Source organism: Stenotrophomonas terrae (assembly GCF_039674165.1).
GTDB lineage: Bacteria > Pseudomonadota > Gammaproteobacteria > Xanthomonadales > Xanthomonadaceae > Stenotrophomonas > Stenotrophomonas terrae_A.
The window spans coordinates 18,982-32,825 of record NZ_JBDJMY010000049.1; the positions used below are offsets into that span (position 1 = coordinate 18,982).

12 protein-coding genes are annotated in these 13,844 nt (G+C 63.5%); 2 read left to right on the forward strand and 10 right to left on the reverse strand.

The window, feature by feature from the left end; translation table 11 throughout:
- Window positions 1-152: 152 nt before the first annotated feature.
- The 4 genes from ABE493_RS16610 to ABE493_RS16625 form a co-directional block, all read right to left on the reverse strand.
- A complete protein-coding gene (locus ABE493_RS16610) occupies window positions 153-1,034 on the reverse strand; it encodes a catalase (RefSeq protein WP_346499986.1) in 882 nt (293 codons plus the stop codon).
- Between the two features lie 75 nt (window positions 1,035-1,109).
- On the reverse strand, window positions 1,110-2,591 hold the full coding sequence (locus ABE493_RS16615) for an aldehyde dehydrogenase family protein (RefSeq protein ID WP_346499987.1): 1,482 nt from the start codon (window positions 2,589-2,591) through the stop codon (window positions 1,110-1,112).
- Window positions 2,592-2,610: 19 nt separating this feature from the next.
- Window positions 2,611-2,808, reverse strand: a complete 198-nt coding sequence (locus tag ABE493_RS16620; protein ID WP_346499988.1) for a hypothetical protein — start codon at window positions 2,806-2,808, stop codon at window positions 2,611-2,613.
- Between the two features lie 68 nt (window positions 2,809-2,876).
- Window positions 2,877-4,469 carry a GMC family oxidoreductase gene (locus ABE493_RS16625; protein ID WP_346499989.1) on the reverse strand — a complete coding sequence of 531 codons (1,593 nt, stop codon included), beginning with the start codon at window positions 4,467-4,469 and terminating at the stop codon, window positions 2,877-2,879.
- 141 nt (window positions 4,470-4,610) lie between these two features.
- Between ABE493_RS16625 and ABE493_RS16630 the strand changes: the two genes are divergently transcribed.
- Entirely contained in the window at window positions 4,611-5,549 is a 939-nt protein-coding gene (locus ABE493_RS16630; RefSeq protein WP_346499990.1) for a LysR family transcriptional regulator, read from the forward strand.
- A gap of 49 nt (window positions 5,550-5,598) precedes the next feature.
- Here ABE493_RS16630 and ispH read toward each other — a convergent pair whose 3' ends face one another.
- The 5 genes from ispH to murJ form a co-directional block, all read right to left on the reverse strand.
- A complete protein-coding gene (ispH, locus tag ABE493_RS16635; RefSeq protein ID WP_346499991.1) occupies window positions 5,599-6,549 on the reverse strand; it encodes a 4-hydroxy-3-methylbut-2-enyl diphosphate reductase in 951 nt (316 codons plus the stop codon).
- Window positions 6,550-6,601: 52 nt separating this feature from the next.
- On the reverse strand, window positions 6,602-7,108 hold the full coding sequence (lspA, locus tag ABE493_RS16640) for a signal peptidase II (protein ID WP_346499992.1): 507 nt from the start codon (window positions 7,106-7,108) through the stop codon (window positions 6,602-6,604).
- A 92-nt stretch (window positions 7,109-7,200) separates the two neighbouring features.
- Window positions 7,201-10,032 carry an isoleucine--tRNA ligase gene (ileS, locus tag ABE493_RS16645; protein ID WP_346499993.1) on the reverse strand — a complete coding sequence of 944 codons (2,832 nt, stop codon included), beginning with the start codon at window positions 10,030-10,032 and terminating at the stop codon, window positions 7,201-7,203.
- The gene (locus tag ABE493_RS16650; protein ID WP_346499994.1) at window positions 10,029-10,976 is read right to left on the reverse strand and encodes a bifunctional riboflavin kinase/FAD synthetase; all 948 of its coding nucleotides are present in this window, start codon (window positions 10,974-10,976) and stop codon (window positions 10,029-10,031) included. Before ABE493_RS16650 ends, ileS begins: the two co-directional genes overlap by 4 nt.
- A gap of 79 nt (window positions 10,977-11,055) precedes the next feature.
- Entirely contained in the window at window positions 11,056-12,684 is a 1,629-nt protein-coding gene (gene murJ / locus ABE493_RS16655) for a murein biosynthesis integral membrane protein MurJ (RefSeq protein WP_346499995.1), read from the reverse strand.
- Window positions 12,685-12,784: 100 nt separating this feature from the next.
- On the opposite strand from murJ, the gene rpsT reads away from it, so the two are divergent.
- Window positions 12,785-13,054, forward strand: coding sequence for a 30S ribosomal protein S20 (gene rpsT / locus ABE493_RS16660; protein ID WP_057629708.1), 270 nt, complete (start codon window positions 12,785-12,787; stop codon window positions 13,052-13,054).
- Window positions 13,055-13,409: 355 nt separating this feature from the next.
- Here the strand turns inward: rpsT and ABE493_RS16665 are convergent, their stop codons facing one another.
- A complete protein-coding gene (locus ABE493_RS16665) occupies window positions 13,410-13,754 on the reverse strand; it encodes a hypothetical protein (protein ID WP_346499996.1) in 345 nt (114 codons plus the stop codon).
- Window positions 13,755-13,844: the final 90 nt, after the last annotated feature.

The window sequence follows — 13,844 nt, forward strand, 5'->3', positions numbered from 1 at the left end:
ATATTCTGAGCGGGAAAGACTTGGTCAATAGCACGCACATGGATCAGCATCGTTTGTACCAACGCCCGCACTTGTAAGCAGACGATGTAACTGGCTTGCTGCCAACAGCCGTTCTGATGCCGCCAGCACCAGCACCAGCACCAGCGGCTAGCCTACAACCCCAACCGCCGCGCAGCCGCCAACCGATACGCCCGTAGCCTTGCATGCAGCATCGGGTCGCCCGCAAACCCTATCCCCGCCGGTAGCAGCGCCGGGTCGAAGGCCAGTTTGCGCTGGCTTGCCTGGTGCGGGTGCAGCCGCTCCAGCCATATGTGGCCGAGCGCGAAGGCAGGTGCGTCCGGGTCCCAGGCGCGGGTTATGTCGGCGGGGTCCTCGCCTTCGGGAACCGGGGTGAACAGCAGTACGAACACCACGCCGCCCTTGGCCAGTTCGCCGCGCATGCGGCGGTCCAGGTAATCCGAGCCCTCCGGCGCTGCGCGGGCCACGTATGGCCGGGTCGGGTGGACACTGAGCCGACCTATGCGCGCGCGGCCGTCCGGTGCGATCAGCCGGTAGGTGTGCAGCATGTGGTAATCCAACGCGCTGAAACTGCTGCTGGCCGCGGCCGCCCGCAAGGTCTCGAAGCGGGCCGCAGCTGGATTGCCGGCCAGATGCGCCGCCCACAGCGTAGGTGAGCGTTCGCGTTGATTCGCCGCATTCAAGAACGCGAGAAATCCTTCCGGGTCGCTCGCCGGAAAACCTTCCAGCGAATGCCCCACCAGCACCATCGCTGCCTTGTTGCCGATCCGCAGGGCCAGGCCGCGTGGTTCCGCTGCGGGGCTGCGCTGATCGATGTGCGGGTGGCCACCGGAACTGGAGAAACGCGCCAGCACGCGCACGTCCTCGCCGCCAAATACCGCCGCCATGCAGAACTGCGGCGCGGTGGCGGTGGCACGGAAGTGCCCTTCCACCAGCAGCCCGCGCGCATGGTTCACCCTGCCACCGCCAGCAATCTTTGCACCGCTTTGCAAAGCGCCGAGCAGGGCCTGGGACATGTCTGTCGCCATCGCCGTGTCCTCCCGCCATAACGCCGTGGCAGCAAACAGCAGCTCGCGGACGTGCAGTACTGATCAACGCTCGCCCAGGCCGGGGTGCAGCGCGATGTGTTTGTATTCGAGAAAATCTTCCAGGGCTGCCAATCCATTGAGCCGCCCCAATCCGGACTGCTTGAAGCCGCCCTCCTCCGTGCCATCGAACACTCGCGCCCAGTCGTTGATCCAGACCGAGCCGGCATCAAGCGCTTCTGCAACGCGCAATGCGCGGTCGACATCGCGCGTCCACACGCTGGCGGCCAGTCCGTATTCGTTGTCGTTGGCCAACCGCACCGCCTGCGCTTCATCGCTGAAGCGTTGCAGGGTGAGCACCGGGCCGAAGGTTTCCTGCTGGATGATGTCCAGTGCGTTGTCGAATACTTCCAGCAAGGCCGGGCGGAAGAACGCGCCCTTGCGCAGCGGCCCGCTGGTGATCGGCCCGCCGCGCTCCACCACCGCCGCGCCGGCGCCGATGGCGTTTTCCACCACCGCGTCCACCCGCGCGACATTGGCACGATCAATCAACGGCCCCATGTCACTGCCGGGGTCGGCCGCCGGGCCCACCCTGACCGCGCGCAGCCGTGCCGCCATGCCATCGCGCACCGCATCGTAGATGGCGTCGTGCACCAGAAGGCGCGAACCGGTCATGCAGAACTGTCCGCTGAATATCGTCAGCGCCTTTTCGAGCATGGGCAGCGCCTGCTGCAGGTCCGCGTCTTCAAACAGGATCATCGGCGTCTTGCCACCCAGCTCCATGCCGAAGCGTTTCAGATGCCTGGCCCCAGTGCTGCTGATCGCGCGCCCGGTGCGTGTGGAACCGGTAAAACTAACCACCGGCACATCCGGCGAATCCACCAGATAGCTGGAACCTTCTGGTCCGCTTTCAAAAAACAGATTGATCACCCCGCGCGGCAAGGACGGCGCTTCGCCCATGATTCTGGCCATCATGCTGGCGGTCTGCGCTACCTGCGCAGGCAGTTTGATCACCGTGGTGCAGCCGGCCGCCAAAGCCGGCGCCAACGATCGGATGGTAAGCACCACCGGTGAATTCCAAGGCGCAATCACTGCCGCCACGCCCATGGGCTGGCGCAATATCATCGACAACCGCCCGGGCTTGGGCCGCAATGCACGGCCCGTTTCCAGCAGCGCCGTCGCCGCCGAATAGCGGAGTTTGCTGGGCACCATGTCCAGTTCAAACGCGGCCTCGGCCGCTACCTTGCCGTTCTCCAACGACAGGATCTCCAGCAACCGATCGCGGTTGCGTTCAAATGCCTGCGCCATTTCCTCAAGTACCCGCGCGCGCAGTTCGTGATCATGCGCCCACAAGGTTCGCTGGAAGGCCTGCGAGGCGGCGGACACGGCCGCCATCGCCGCCGCACGGCCGTTGTCCGGATAGCTGCCGATCACCTGGTAGGTTGCCGGGTCTATCGACTCCTTGGGCACACCGTCAAAGCGCGGAATGCCGTTGATCCAATTGGCTGCGCGGCGCAATTGGCCGGGGGAGTGAGTTGCCGCGCTCATGGAACCTCCAGGGTGTGGGTCATTGGCGGCGTGCGCGCGAGCGGCGGCAATGCAACCAGAGGCGCATTAACTTGGCCACCACTGCTTCAAACAGCGGGGCAGTGATGTTGACCACGATCGGCACCACGATCATGGTTGATCCCAATGCGCGCAGCGGCAGCGGCCACTGGCTGAAACCGGGGCCATAGGTGCTCAACAGCTTCAGCACCAGCAGCACCGTTGGATACACCGACAGCCATACCATCGCCGTTCGCCTCAGACGGGCATGCAGCAGCTCATGCTTCCTCACCTGTCCGCATCCCGCATCCACTGGCTGATGCGCTCGGCCAACATGATCACGGTCGGATTGGTCGCCACGCAGGGCACATCCGGGAACAGCGATGCATCGGCCACACGCAGGCGATCAATGCCGCGTACCCGTCCCTGGTAATCGGTGACCGCATGCACATCGTTGGCGCCACCCATCGGTGCCGTCGAGCTTGGGTGGTGGTAGATATCCAACGCCATCGGCAGCGCCGCTTCCAGTGCGTCGCGGCTGGTGCAGAAGGCGCCCGGCACCATCTCTTCGGCAATCAGGGCGGCCAAAGGGCCTGTCCGCGCAATGCGGCGGATCAGCTCGATGCCCTCCACCATCAATTGCCTGTCCTGCGCTTCGCTCAGCAGGTTGAGCGCGATCACCGGCGCTGCCGCAGGGTCTCGCGAGCGCAGCGTCACCGTTCCCAGCGAACGCGGCCGTGTCAGCGCCAGGGCAAGCATGAAGATGGCGCCGGTGGGGGAGGTCTCCGGGTCACCGTAATGCACTGCCGACACGTGCAGGTCGCCCACATCCACCGGGGCCTTCGACGATTGCGTCCACAGCATGGCGCCCACCGGCGGCACCGGCAGGCCGAGCCGGTTCGGGCGTGCGGCCCAGGTGGTGTAGAAGAATGGATGCTCCTGCAGGCGTGTGCCGACCGGCAGGTTGGCCACCACCTCCATTCCCAGCGCCTGCACGTCCGCCGCCGGGCCAATGCCCGAGCGCAGCAGGATGGCAGCGGTGCCATAGGCGCCGGCGCACAACACGATGCTGTTCCCGCTGATGCGTTGCCCATCGGCCAGCACCACCGCCACCGCAGCGCCGTTCTCGCACGCTACGCGGTCCACCAGTGCCTGGCTGCGGATGGTCAGATTGGGCCGCTGGCGCACATCCAGGGACAGATAGGTCATGCCGGTATTCAGGCGCTGCCCCATGCGGTTGTTCATCGGGTAAGGGCCAACACCGAACGGCTGGTCGCTGTTGAAATCGGTGACGCTTGCGAAGCCGGCCTGCGTTGCTGAAGCGACGAAGGCGCGCTGCATGTCGGAAACTTCATCGTCCTGCAGGTAGTGAATTGGCCAAGGTCCGCTACGACCGTGGAAAGCACCGTCACCGTGCACGGTGCGTTCGCTGCGCTGGAAAAACGGCAATACATCCTGCGCCGTCCAATGCTCCAGGCCTGCTGCGGTCCAGCGTTCGAAATCGCCCGCCGGTGCGCGCATCGCGACACCGGCGTTGACCGCCGAACAGCCGCCCAGCACCTTGCCACGCGGCAGCGGAATACTCGTGCCGTAACGGGTGGGCTCGGAGGTATAGCCCCAGTCATGCGCCGCGTCACCGCCGATGATGTGCTGCAGGCGTACCGCATCCGGATAAGCCTCCGGCGGGTAGCTCTGCCCCGCCTCTATCAGCAGCACACGTCGGAACGGCTCCTCGCTGAGCCGGCTTGCCATCACTGCGCCGGCAGAGCCACCGCCTACGATCACCACGTCGTACGTCGGCGTTTCCACACCCCGCCATGCAGGCGCACTGTCACCATGCACTTGTGTGCCTGTACCCGCGTATTTTTGCTGGGTAGCCATGCCGAGCCGCTCCTGTATCAGAACCTCCAAACGTCTTGCCCTCGTCATCAATCACATCAGCACAACGGAGCCGTGACAGTCATCGTCGGCCTCTGTCTGCAATGTTGGAATCCACGCAGGCTTCATGACAGTCAGGAAAAAATGTCGTCAGTTCTCTCTTCACTCGAATCATTGAACGGCTTGGTCGCCTTTGCCACAGCCGTACAGGCCGGCAGCTTCTCTGCCGCGGGCAGGCAACTGGGCCTGTCCGCATCGGCTGTAGGCAAGGCGGTCGAACGCCTGGAGCTGCGCTTGAGTACACGCCTGCTCAATCGCACCACACGCTCTTTGGCCCTCACCAGTGAAGGCGAAGTGCTGTATCGCTACGCTGACAAGGTGCTGAAGGATCTGCAGGAAGCGGAGCGCGAGCTGAGCATGCGCCAGCACAGCCCGCGCGGGCGGCTGAGAATCAGCGCCGCGCCGGTGCTCGGCCGCAAGATGTTGCTGCCGCTGATGCGCGACTTCCATGCGCGATATCCCGAGGTAATCGTCAACGTCAACCTGGACGCCGCGCACCTTGATCTGATTGAAGAAGCGTTTGATCTGGGCCTATGGGCAGGCGAACTGGAGGACTCCAGCCTGCAGGCCAGGCTGCTGGGCTCGTATGCTTTGATTACCTGCGCCGCGCCGGCTTACTTCGCCGAGCACGGCATACCGAAATCACCTGACGAACTGGCTGACCACCACTGCCTGTATTACCGCCATCCGGACAACGAACGACTGGAGCCGTGGCGCTACCAGGACAAGCTGATTCCCAAACCCGCCTACCTCAACAAAGCCTTGAACGATGCCGAAGCGCTCGCCAGTGCCGCGTTGGCAGGACTGGGTATCGTGCAGGTACCGGACTATATGGTCCGCAACGAGCTTGCCGATGGCCGCCTGCTGGAGATATTGAAAGCGCATGCACCGGCCACACGCGGCGTCTTTCTGGTGTGGCCACCCTTGTCCGCGCAGATACCCCGGGTGCGCGTCTTCATTGATTTCATCGTTGCCCAGCTGGGGCCCCAGCTGAGCCAAGGTAGCTCAAGCATGCATCAATAAAGCCGGCCTTGTGGGCCGGCTTCGGGGGTTTGCCATTGCGCACTGATGCTCAGTCGACAAGGCGCAGGCGCAGTTCCTTGGGCAGCGCGAACACCATCGACTCCGGCTCGCCGCCGGTTTCGTGCACCTCACCGGCGCCCAGTTCACGCAGCCGTGCAATCACCCCATCCACCAGCACCTGCGGTGCCGAGGCACCTGCGGTGAGGCCGATGTGCTTCTTGCCGACCACCCACTGCGGGTCGATCTCGTGCGCGCCATCAATCAGATACGACTCCACGCCCTCACGGCGTGCAAGCTCGCTGAGCCGGTTGGAATTGGAGCTGTTCGGCGAACCCACCACCAGGACCAGATCGCACTGCGTGGCCAGGTCGCGCACCGCATCCTGGCGGTTCTGCGTGGCGTAGCAGATGTCGTCGTTCTTCGGCCCCTGGATTTTGGGGAAGTGCAGGCGCAGCGCTTCAATCACCGCGCGCGTGTCATCCACCGACAAGGTGGTCTGGGTGGTGTAGGCGAAGTTTTCCGGCTGCGATACCTGCAGCGCCGCCACGTCTTCCACGCTCTCCACCAGATAGATATGGCCCTTGCCCTTCTCCCGGTTCCACTGGCCCATGGTGCCTTCCACTTCCGGGTGACCTTCGTGGCCGATCAGCACCACATCGCGGCCAGCACGGCAGTGGCGCGCCACTTCCAGATGCACCTTGGTCACCAGCGGGCAGGTGGCATCGAACACCTTCAAACCACGGCGATCAGCTTCGATGCGCACCGCCTGCGACACACCGTGCGCACTGAAGATGACGGTATTGCCGTCAGGCACCTCGTCGAGTTCTTCGACGAAGATCGCGCCGCGTGCCTTCAGGTCATCGACCACAAAGCGGTTGTGCACCACCTCATGCCGCACATAGATCGGCGCGCCCAGGGTTTCGATGGCGCGTTTGACGATCTCGATGGCACGGTCGACACCGGCACAGAAACCACGGGGATTGGCGAGCAGTACATCCATCTTCAACGACTCCGACCGCTGACGGTCGCAAATGCGGGAACGGGCGCCGGCATCATCCGGCTTTTTTTTCGGCCTTGCCGTCAAGCAAGCCCATCAAGGCGATACCGATGGCGCCGCCCACGATCGCCGCATCGGCGATGTTGAACGACGGCCAGTAGTGCTTGCCTACATACCATTGAATGAAATCAATGACGTGACCGTGAATCTGGCGGTCAATGACGTTGCCGATGGCACCGCCGATCACCAGCGCGTACGGCAGCGCACTGCGCCAATTGGCACGCGGCGTGCGCGACAGCCAGAACGCCATCAGCCCACTGATCGCAACGGCCAGGAAGGTGAAGAACCACAGCTGCCAGCCACCGGCATCGCTGAGGAAGCTGAATGCCGCGCCGGTGTTGTAGGTACGGTACCAGTTCCAGAAGCCGTCAATCACCGGCACCGGGGTGAATTCAGGCAGGCTGGACAGCACCCAGGCCTTGCTCCACTGGTCCAGGCCAATCACGGCCACGGATACCAGCAGGTAGATCAACGCATTGGGTTTAACCGTTTTTGACTGCATGCAAACACCCATAAAAGTTCACCAACCGAAGAAGCGCGGAGGAGACCGTTGCCGTATCCCGCTCCTCACTCCTCATCACTCACTGCTGGCCCTTAGAACCAGCGGCGGTCTTCGCCGGCACCGTCGATATTGCTGACGCAGCGGCCGCACAGCTCCGGATGCGCTTCCACCGAACCGACATCGGCGCGGTAATGCCAGCAACGCACACACTTGGCCTTGTCGGTCGGCTGCGCGCTGACAAACACCTCGTCGGTGGTTGCCGGGCGCACGCTGACATCGCCACTGATGAACAGGAAGCGCAGTTCCTCGGCCAGCGGCTGCCAGCGCGCGGCCTGCTCTTCATTGGCGGCGACGGTGATCTCCGCTTCCAGCGCGGCACCAATGGCGCCATTGGCACGCATCGGCTCGAGCACCTTGGAGACCTGCTCGCGCAGTGCCAGCAGCTGATCGAAATCAGCGGCGTTGAGCTGTGCGTCGGCCGGCAACGGCGCCAAGCCGTCGTACCAGGTGGTGAACAGCACGTTCTCGGCACGCTTGCCCGGCAGGTAACCCCACAGTTCTTCGGCGGTGAAGGTCAGGATCGGTGCCACCCAGCGCACGAACGCTTCGGCGATATGGAACATCGCGCTCTGCGCCGAACGACGGCCGCGCGAATCTTCCTGCATCGTGTACAGGCGGTCCTTGGTCACGTCCAGGTACAACGAGCCCAGGTCGACGCTGCAGAAGTTCAGCAGCAGCTGCACGATCTCGGCCATGTTGTAGTTGGCATAGGCCGCCTTGATCTTCTCCTGCAGCTCGAACGCGCGATGCACGATCCAGCGGTCCAGGGCGACCATATCGGGCAATGCGACCAGATGCTGCACCGGATCAAAGCCATCCAGGTTGCCGAGCAGGAAACGCGCGGTGTTGCGCAGACGGCGGTAGGCGTCGGCATTGCGCTTGAGGATTTCCTGCGACAGCGACATCTCGTTGCTGTAGTCGGCCGAGGCGATCCACAGGCGCAGGATGTCCGCGCCCAGGGTGCGCATGATTTCCTGCGGCTCGATGCCGTTGCCCAGCGACTTGGACATCTTGCGGCCGTGCTCGTCCACGGTGAAACCATGGGTGAGGCACTGCTTGTACGGCGCATGCTTGTCGATGGCCACGCCGGTCAGCAGCGAGGACTGGAACCAGCCACGGTGCTGGTCGGAACCTTCCAGGTACAGGTCGGCCGGCTTGCCGAAGCCACGTGCCAGCAGCACCGCTTCGTGGGTGACGCCGGAATCGAACCAGACATCGAGGATGTCGGTGACCTTTTCGTATTGTGCGGCTTCATCGCCGAGCAGTTCGGTGGCGTCCAGCGAATACCAGACGTCGATGCCACCCTTCTCCACGCGGTCAGCCACCTGCTGCATCAACTCGACGGTACGCGGATGCGGCTCGCCGGTTTCGCGGTGGGTGAACAGCGCGATCGGCACGCCCCAGGTGCGCTGGCGGCTGATGCACCAGTCCGGGCGGCCGTCGACCATGCTGCTGATGCGTGCCTTGCCCCAGCTCGGGAACCACGCCACGTTGTCGATGGCAGCCATCGCGTCGTTGCGCAGGTTGGCCTTGTCCATCGAGATGAACCACTGCGGCGTTGCACGGAACACCACCGGCGTGCGGTGACGCCAGCAATGCGGGTAGCTGTGCTGGATCTCGAAGAACGCCAGCAGCGCGCCGCTTTCGCGCAGCACCTCGACGATCAGCGGCTGTGCTTTCCACAGGTGCTGACCGGCCAGCTCGACCGTACCCGCCGGCGGCGTCGACGGCAGGTATACGCCACGGCCATCGATCGGGTTGATCTGGCCGGCGTTGTAGTTTTCCATCACCCCGTACTGCTGGCTGACCGCGAAATCTTCCTGGCCGTGGCCGGGCGCGGTGTGCACCGCACCGGTACCGTCGGTATCGGAAACGTGCTCGCCATTGAGCAGCGGCAGGTCGCGGTTGGCATAGAACGGGTGTGCCAGCAGCTGGTTTTCCAGCGCCGAACCCTTGGCATGGCCGTGCACGACCACCTCGGCTACGCCGTAGCGGCCCAGCGAGCGCTCAGCCAAGGCAGACGCCAGCACCAGCCAGCGCGGCTGGCCGTTGTGGGCCGGGCCTTCGACCAGCGCGTATTCGATATCCGCACCCAGCGACACAGCCAGCGAAGCGGGCAGCGTCCACGGCGTGGTGGTCCAGATCGGCACTGCCACTTCCACACCGGCCGGCAGCTCGACACCGAAGCTGGCCGCCAGCGCCTTGGAATCACGCGCGGCATAGGCCACGTCGATGGCCGGCGAGGTCTTGTCCTGGTATTCGATTTCAGCCTCGGCCAAGGCCGAGCCGCAATCGAAGCACCAATGCACCGGCTTGGCGCCACGCACCAGATGCCCGTTGGCGACGATCTTGGCCAGCGCGCGGATTTCATTGGCCTCGAAGTCGAAGCTCAGCGTCTTGTACGGGTTTTCCCAATCGCCGATCACACCCAGGCGCTTGAAATCAGCGCGCTGCAGGTTGATCTGCTCTTCGGCGTACTCACGGCACTTCTGCCGGAACTGCTCGGCATCAAGCTTGACGCCGACCTTGCCCCACTTCTTCTCGACCGCGATTTCGATCGGCAGGCCATGGCAATCCCAGCCCGGCACGTAGGGCGCATCGAAGCCGTCGATGTAGCGCGACTTTACGATGATGTCCTTGAGGATCTTGTTGACCGCGTGACCCAGGTGGATCTGGCCATTGGCGTACGGCGGGCCGTCGTGCAGCACGAACAGCGGGCGGCCCTTCGCGTTCTCACGAAGCTGCGCGTAAATGCCCTGCTCTTCCCAACGTGCCAGGATGCCCGGCTCACGCTTGGGCAGGTCGCCGCGCATCGGGAATTCCGTTGCGGGCAGATGGAGGGTGGCTTTGTAATCCTGGCTCACGCGGTAGCTCGCAATCTGTGTTCGGAAAGGATGCGACGCGCTTGCTCTGCGTCGCGGTGCATCTGCTCGGTCAGCGCCGGCAGATCGTTGAACTTCTCTTCATCCCGCAGCTTGGCAACGAATTCCACTTCGATGTGACGGCCGTACAGGTCGCCGTTGAAGTCGAACAGGTGTGCCTCCAGCAACGGCTCCACGCCTTCAACCGTGGGCCGCGTGCCGAAGCTCGACACCGACGGCCACGGCTGCTCGAAAACACCGTGTACCCAGGTAGCGTAGATACCAGAAAGTGCGGGTGTTTTCGGGAAACGCAAGTTGGCGGTAGGGAAGCCCAAGGTGCGGCCGAGCTGCCGCCCGCGCACTACCCGGCCGCCAATCGAATACGGGCGGCCCAGCAACTCGCCGGCATGGGCGAACTCGCCGGCCACGATCAGCTCGCGGATACGGGTGCTGGAAATGCGCTCGCCGTTCAGGTGAACCGGCTCGATCTCACCGGCGACAAAACCCAGCTCGGCGCCCATCGCCTGCAGCAAGGCGATATCGCCGCCACGGCGGTTGCCGAAATGGAACTTGGGGCCAATCCAGACTTCGCGCCCACCGAGCCGGCGCACCAGCATGTCGCGCACGAAATCCTCGGCGGTGGTCGCCGCCATCTTGGCGTCAAAGCGCAGCAGGCCGACGCTGTCGACCCCCAACTCACGCAGCGTGGCGACCTTGTCACGGGCCAGCATCAGCCGTGGCGGCGGGCTGTCCTTGGCGAAGAACTCGCGCGGCAGCGGCTCAAAGCCCAAGGCAACGGCCGGCACACCCAAGGCGCGGGCACGGGCAACCGCGTGGCGCACCAGCGCCCGATGGCCCAGGTGCAGGCCATCGAAGGCACCAATGCAGACCACGCTTCCCTGCGGGAACAACACCCCGCCTTCGACGTCTCTAAAAAGCCTGCTCATTCCATCCGGATCCGGCCCATAGGGGCCGGTTCTGTCGTGTGTAGCCCTGAAGTATAACGGGGCCGGCCACGCTGTCGGCTTACTGGCCGCGCAGTTCACGCGGCCGATAGCCCATCAGCAGCAGGCCAGCGGCATAGACCGCACCGCCAGTGCCGACCAGCACCGCCAAGCGCCAGCCACGCTCCCACCAGGCCCAGGCGGTCCAATCGGACCAGAACAGCCGCAGCGCCACCACGGCCACCAGCATCAGCACGCTGGCCACCGCCAACTGCAGCAGGAACCGTCCCCAGCCGGGCTGAAGCTGATACACCCGCGCCCTGCGCAGATACCACCACAGCTGCAGGGCATTGGCCCAACCGGCCACCGCAATGGCCAGAGCCAGCAGCGCATGCGCCCCTTCCACCTTCTTCAGCGCCTCCAGCCACTGCCCATCGGCCGCGACAAGCGCTGCCTGGCCCATGGGACTGAAGGAGAACATCGCGACGAACAGCAGCACCGTGCAGACGATGTTGATGATGATCGAAGCCACCGCCGCCTTCACTGGCGTGCGGGTGTCCTGCCGCGAATAGAAGGCCGGCGCCAGCACCTTGACCAGCAGGAACGCAGGCACCGCCAGCGACTGCGCCATCAGGCTCAGACTGCTCATACGCATGTCCTGCTCGGAGAACCGACCGTACTGGAACAGGGTTGCCAGCAGCGGCTGCGCGCACAGCACCAGCCCTATACAGGCCGGCACACCAATCAGCAGGCACAGCCGGAAACCCCAGTCCAGCCCCTTGGAATACCCTTCAGGATCGGAGCTGGCATGGCGACTGGACAGATGCGGCAGGATGACCGTGCCGATGGCCACGCCGAACATGCCCAGCGGGAACTCCAGCAAACGATCGCTGTAATACAGCCAGGTAACGCTGCCGCCCATCAACATCGAGGCCGCCAGCGTATTGAACAACAGGTTGACCTGGGCCACCGACGATCCGAACAGGGTCGGCACCATCAGCTTCATGATCTTGCGCACGCCGGCATGGGCAAGATCGAACCTGGGCCGTGGCAACAGCCCCAGTTTCGCCAGCGAAGGCAACTGGAACGCGAGTTGCAGGATGCCCGCCACGAACACACCCCAGGCCAGGGCCAGCACCGGCTCATAGCCCCAGGCCTTCATGTGCGGCACCAGACAAAGTGCCGCTGCGATCATCGAAATATTCAGCAGGATCGGTGAAAGCGCGGGTACGGCGAACTTCTGGTAACTGTTGAGCACCCCGCCCACCAGCGACGCCAGCGAGATGAACAGCGCGTAAGGAAAGGTGATCTGCAGCATCAAGGTGGCTAGTTCGGCCTGCTCGCTGCCCGGCGCGAAGCCTGGAGCGAATACCCGCATCAGCCAGGGCGCCAGCAGGATGGCCGCAGCCGTCATCACCAGCAGGGAGGCCGTCAGCACCCCGGCAACCCGGTCTACCAGCGTCTTGACCGCCGCTTGGTCGCCGTTGGCCTTGTATTCGGCCAATACCGGCACGAACGCCATCGAGAACGAGCCCTCAGCGGAAAGGCGGCGCATGAAGTTGGGAATCCTGAACGCGACGACGAAGGCGTCCATGGCCGCACTGGCACCAAACACATGCGCGTAAACTTGGTCGCGGACCAGTCCGCTGATGCGCGACAGGAACGTCATGGAACTGAATACAGCAGTGGATTTGAGCAAACGGCCGCTCATGCAACTCCCTCTTGACAACTTGACTTGACGTTCTTTCAGCCAGCCATCATACTTGCATGCTTGCTGTTCCCACCACATCGATTTTCAGGAAACCACCACTGTGGCCAATATCAAGTCCGCCAAGAAGCGCGCCAAGCAGACCGTTGTGCGCAACGCGCGCAACACGGCTCAGCGTTCGATGCTGCGCACCGCCGTCAAGAAGGTGATCAAGGCTCTGGATGCCAACGACGCCGCTGGCGCCGAGGCAGCCTTTGCCGTCGCCCAGCCTATCCTCGACCGTTTCAGCGCCCGTGGCCTGATTCACAAGAACAAGGCTGCGCGTCACAAGAGCCGTTTGACTGCACGCATCAAAGCCATCAAGGCTGCCTGATCCGCGCAACAACCTGGAGTCGCAAGACTCCCGGCATGAAAAACCCGGCCTTGTGTCGGGTTTTTTGTTGGGCGGAATTCGGGTGTACGAACCCCCTCCTCCGCTTACAACATGACAATTGAACGTCGCGACCCGACTGCACGCAGGACGAAGCTCTGGGCGGCGACGCCTTGCACCAAGCCGCCCCTGAACACTGCTGCCCGGTGCGCGCAAGATGAAGGCTTGGATAGCGCCTGAGACGCGCGCCACTGACTCTCCATGAAGCCAGTTTGGGCGTCAACGCTACAGCGTTAAGCCTGGGCGCGGGGCATCAGCCTCGGGCTTCGAGCCTTGGCTGGGCTTTAGCTTTTAGCTTTTAGCTTTTAGCTTTTGGCTTTTGGCTTTTGGCTTTTGGCTTTTCGCTTTTCGCTTTTCGCTTTTCGCTTTTCGCTTTTCGTTTTTCGTTTTTCGCTTTTCGTTTTTCGCTTTTCGCTTTTCGCTTTGGGCTTTGGGCTTTGAGCCTTGCTTGGGCTTGGGCTGCGGCTTCGAGCTTGGCTTTGGCTTTGGCTTTGGCTTTGGCTTGGGCTGCGGCTTCGAGCTTGGCTTTTGGCCTTGGCTTTGCTCTGGCCTTGAACCGATACCGAGGAAACGAAGCACCTCCCTTCTCCCGCCTGCGGGAGAAGGTGCCCGAAGGGCGGATGAGGGGGCTTTGGCTTTTCAAGCAAAAGCTTGCCCTCACCCCAACCCCTCTCCCGCAAGCGGGAGTGGGGCTTCAAGCCAACGCCAAGGCTAAAAGCCAAAGCCGGGGCTA

Excerpts from the sequence above, each read along its gene's own strand:
- ABE493_RS16615 (WP_346499987.1), bottom strand. The coding sequence starts at position 2,591 with ATGAGCGCGGCAACTCACTCCCCCGGCCAATTGCGCCGCGCAGCCAAT.
- murJ (WP_346499995.1), bottom strand. The coding sequence starts at position 12,684 with ATGAGCGGCCGTTTGCTCAAATCCACTGCTGTATTCAGTTCCATGACG.
- ABE493_RS16630 (WP_346499990.1), top strand. The coding sequence starts at position 4,611 with ATGTCGTCAGTTCTCTCTTCACTCGAATCATTGAACGGCTTGGTCGCC.
- ispH (WP_346499991.1), bottom strand. The coding sequence starts at position 6,549 with ATGGATGTACTGCTCGCCAATCCCCGTGGTTTCTGTGCCGGTGTCGAC.
- ABE493_RS16625 (WP_346499989.1), bottom strand. The coding sequence starts at position 4,469 with ATGGCTACCCAGCAAAAATACGCGGGTACAGGCACACAAGTGCATGGT.
- ABE493_RS16610 (WP_346499986.1), bottom strand. The coding sequence starts at position 1,034 with ATGTCCCAGGCCCTGCTCGGCGCTTTGCAAAGCGGTGCAAAGATTGCT.
- ABE493_RS16650 (WP_346499994.1), bottom strand. The coding sequence starts at position 10,976 with ATGAGCAGGCTTTTTAGAGACGTCGAAGGCGGGGTGTTGTTCCCGCAG.
- lspA (WP_346499992.1), bottom strand. The coding sequence starts at position 7,108 with ATGCAGTCAAAAACGGTTAAACCCAATGCGTTGATCTACCTGCTGGTA.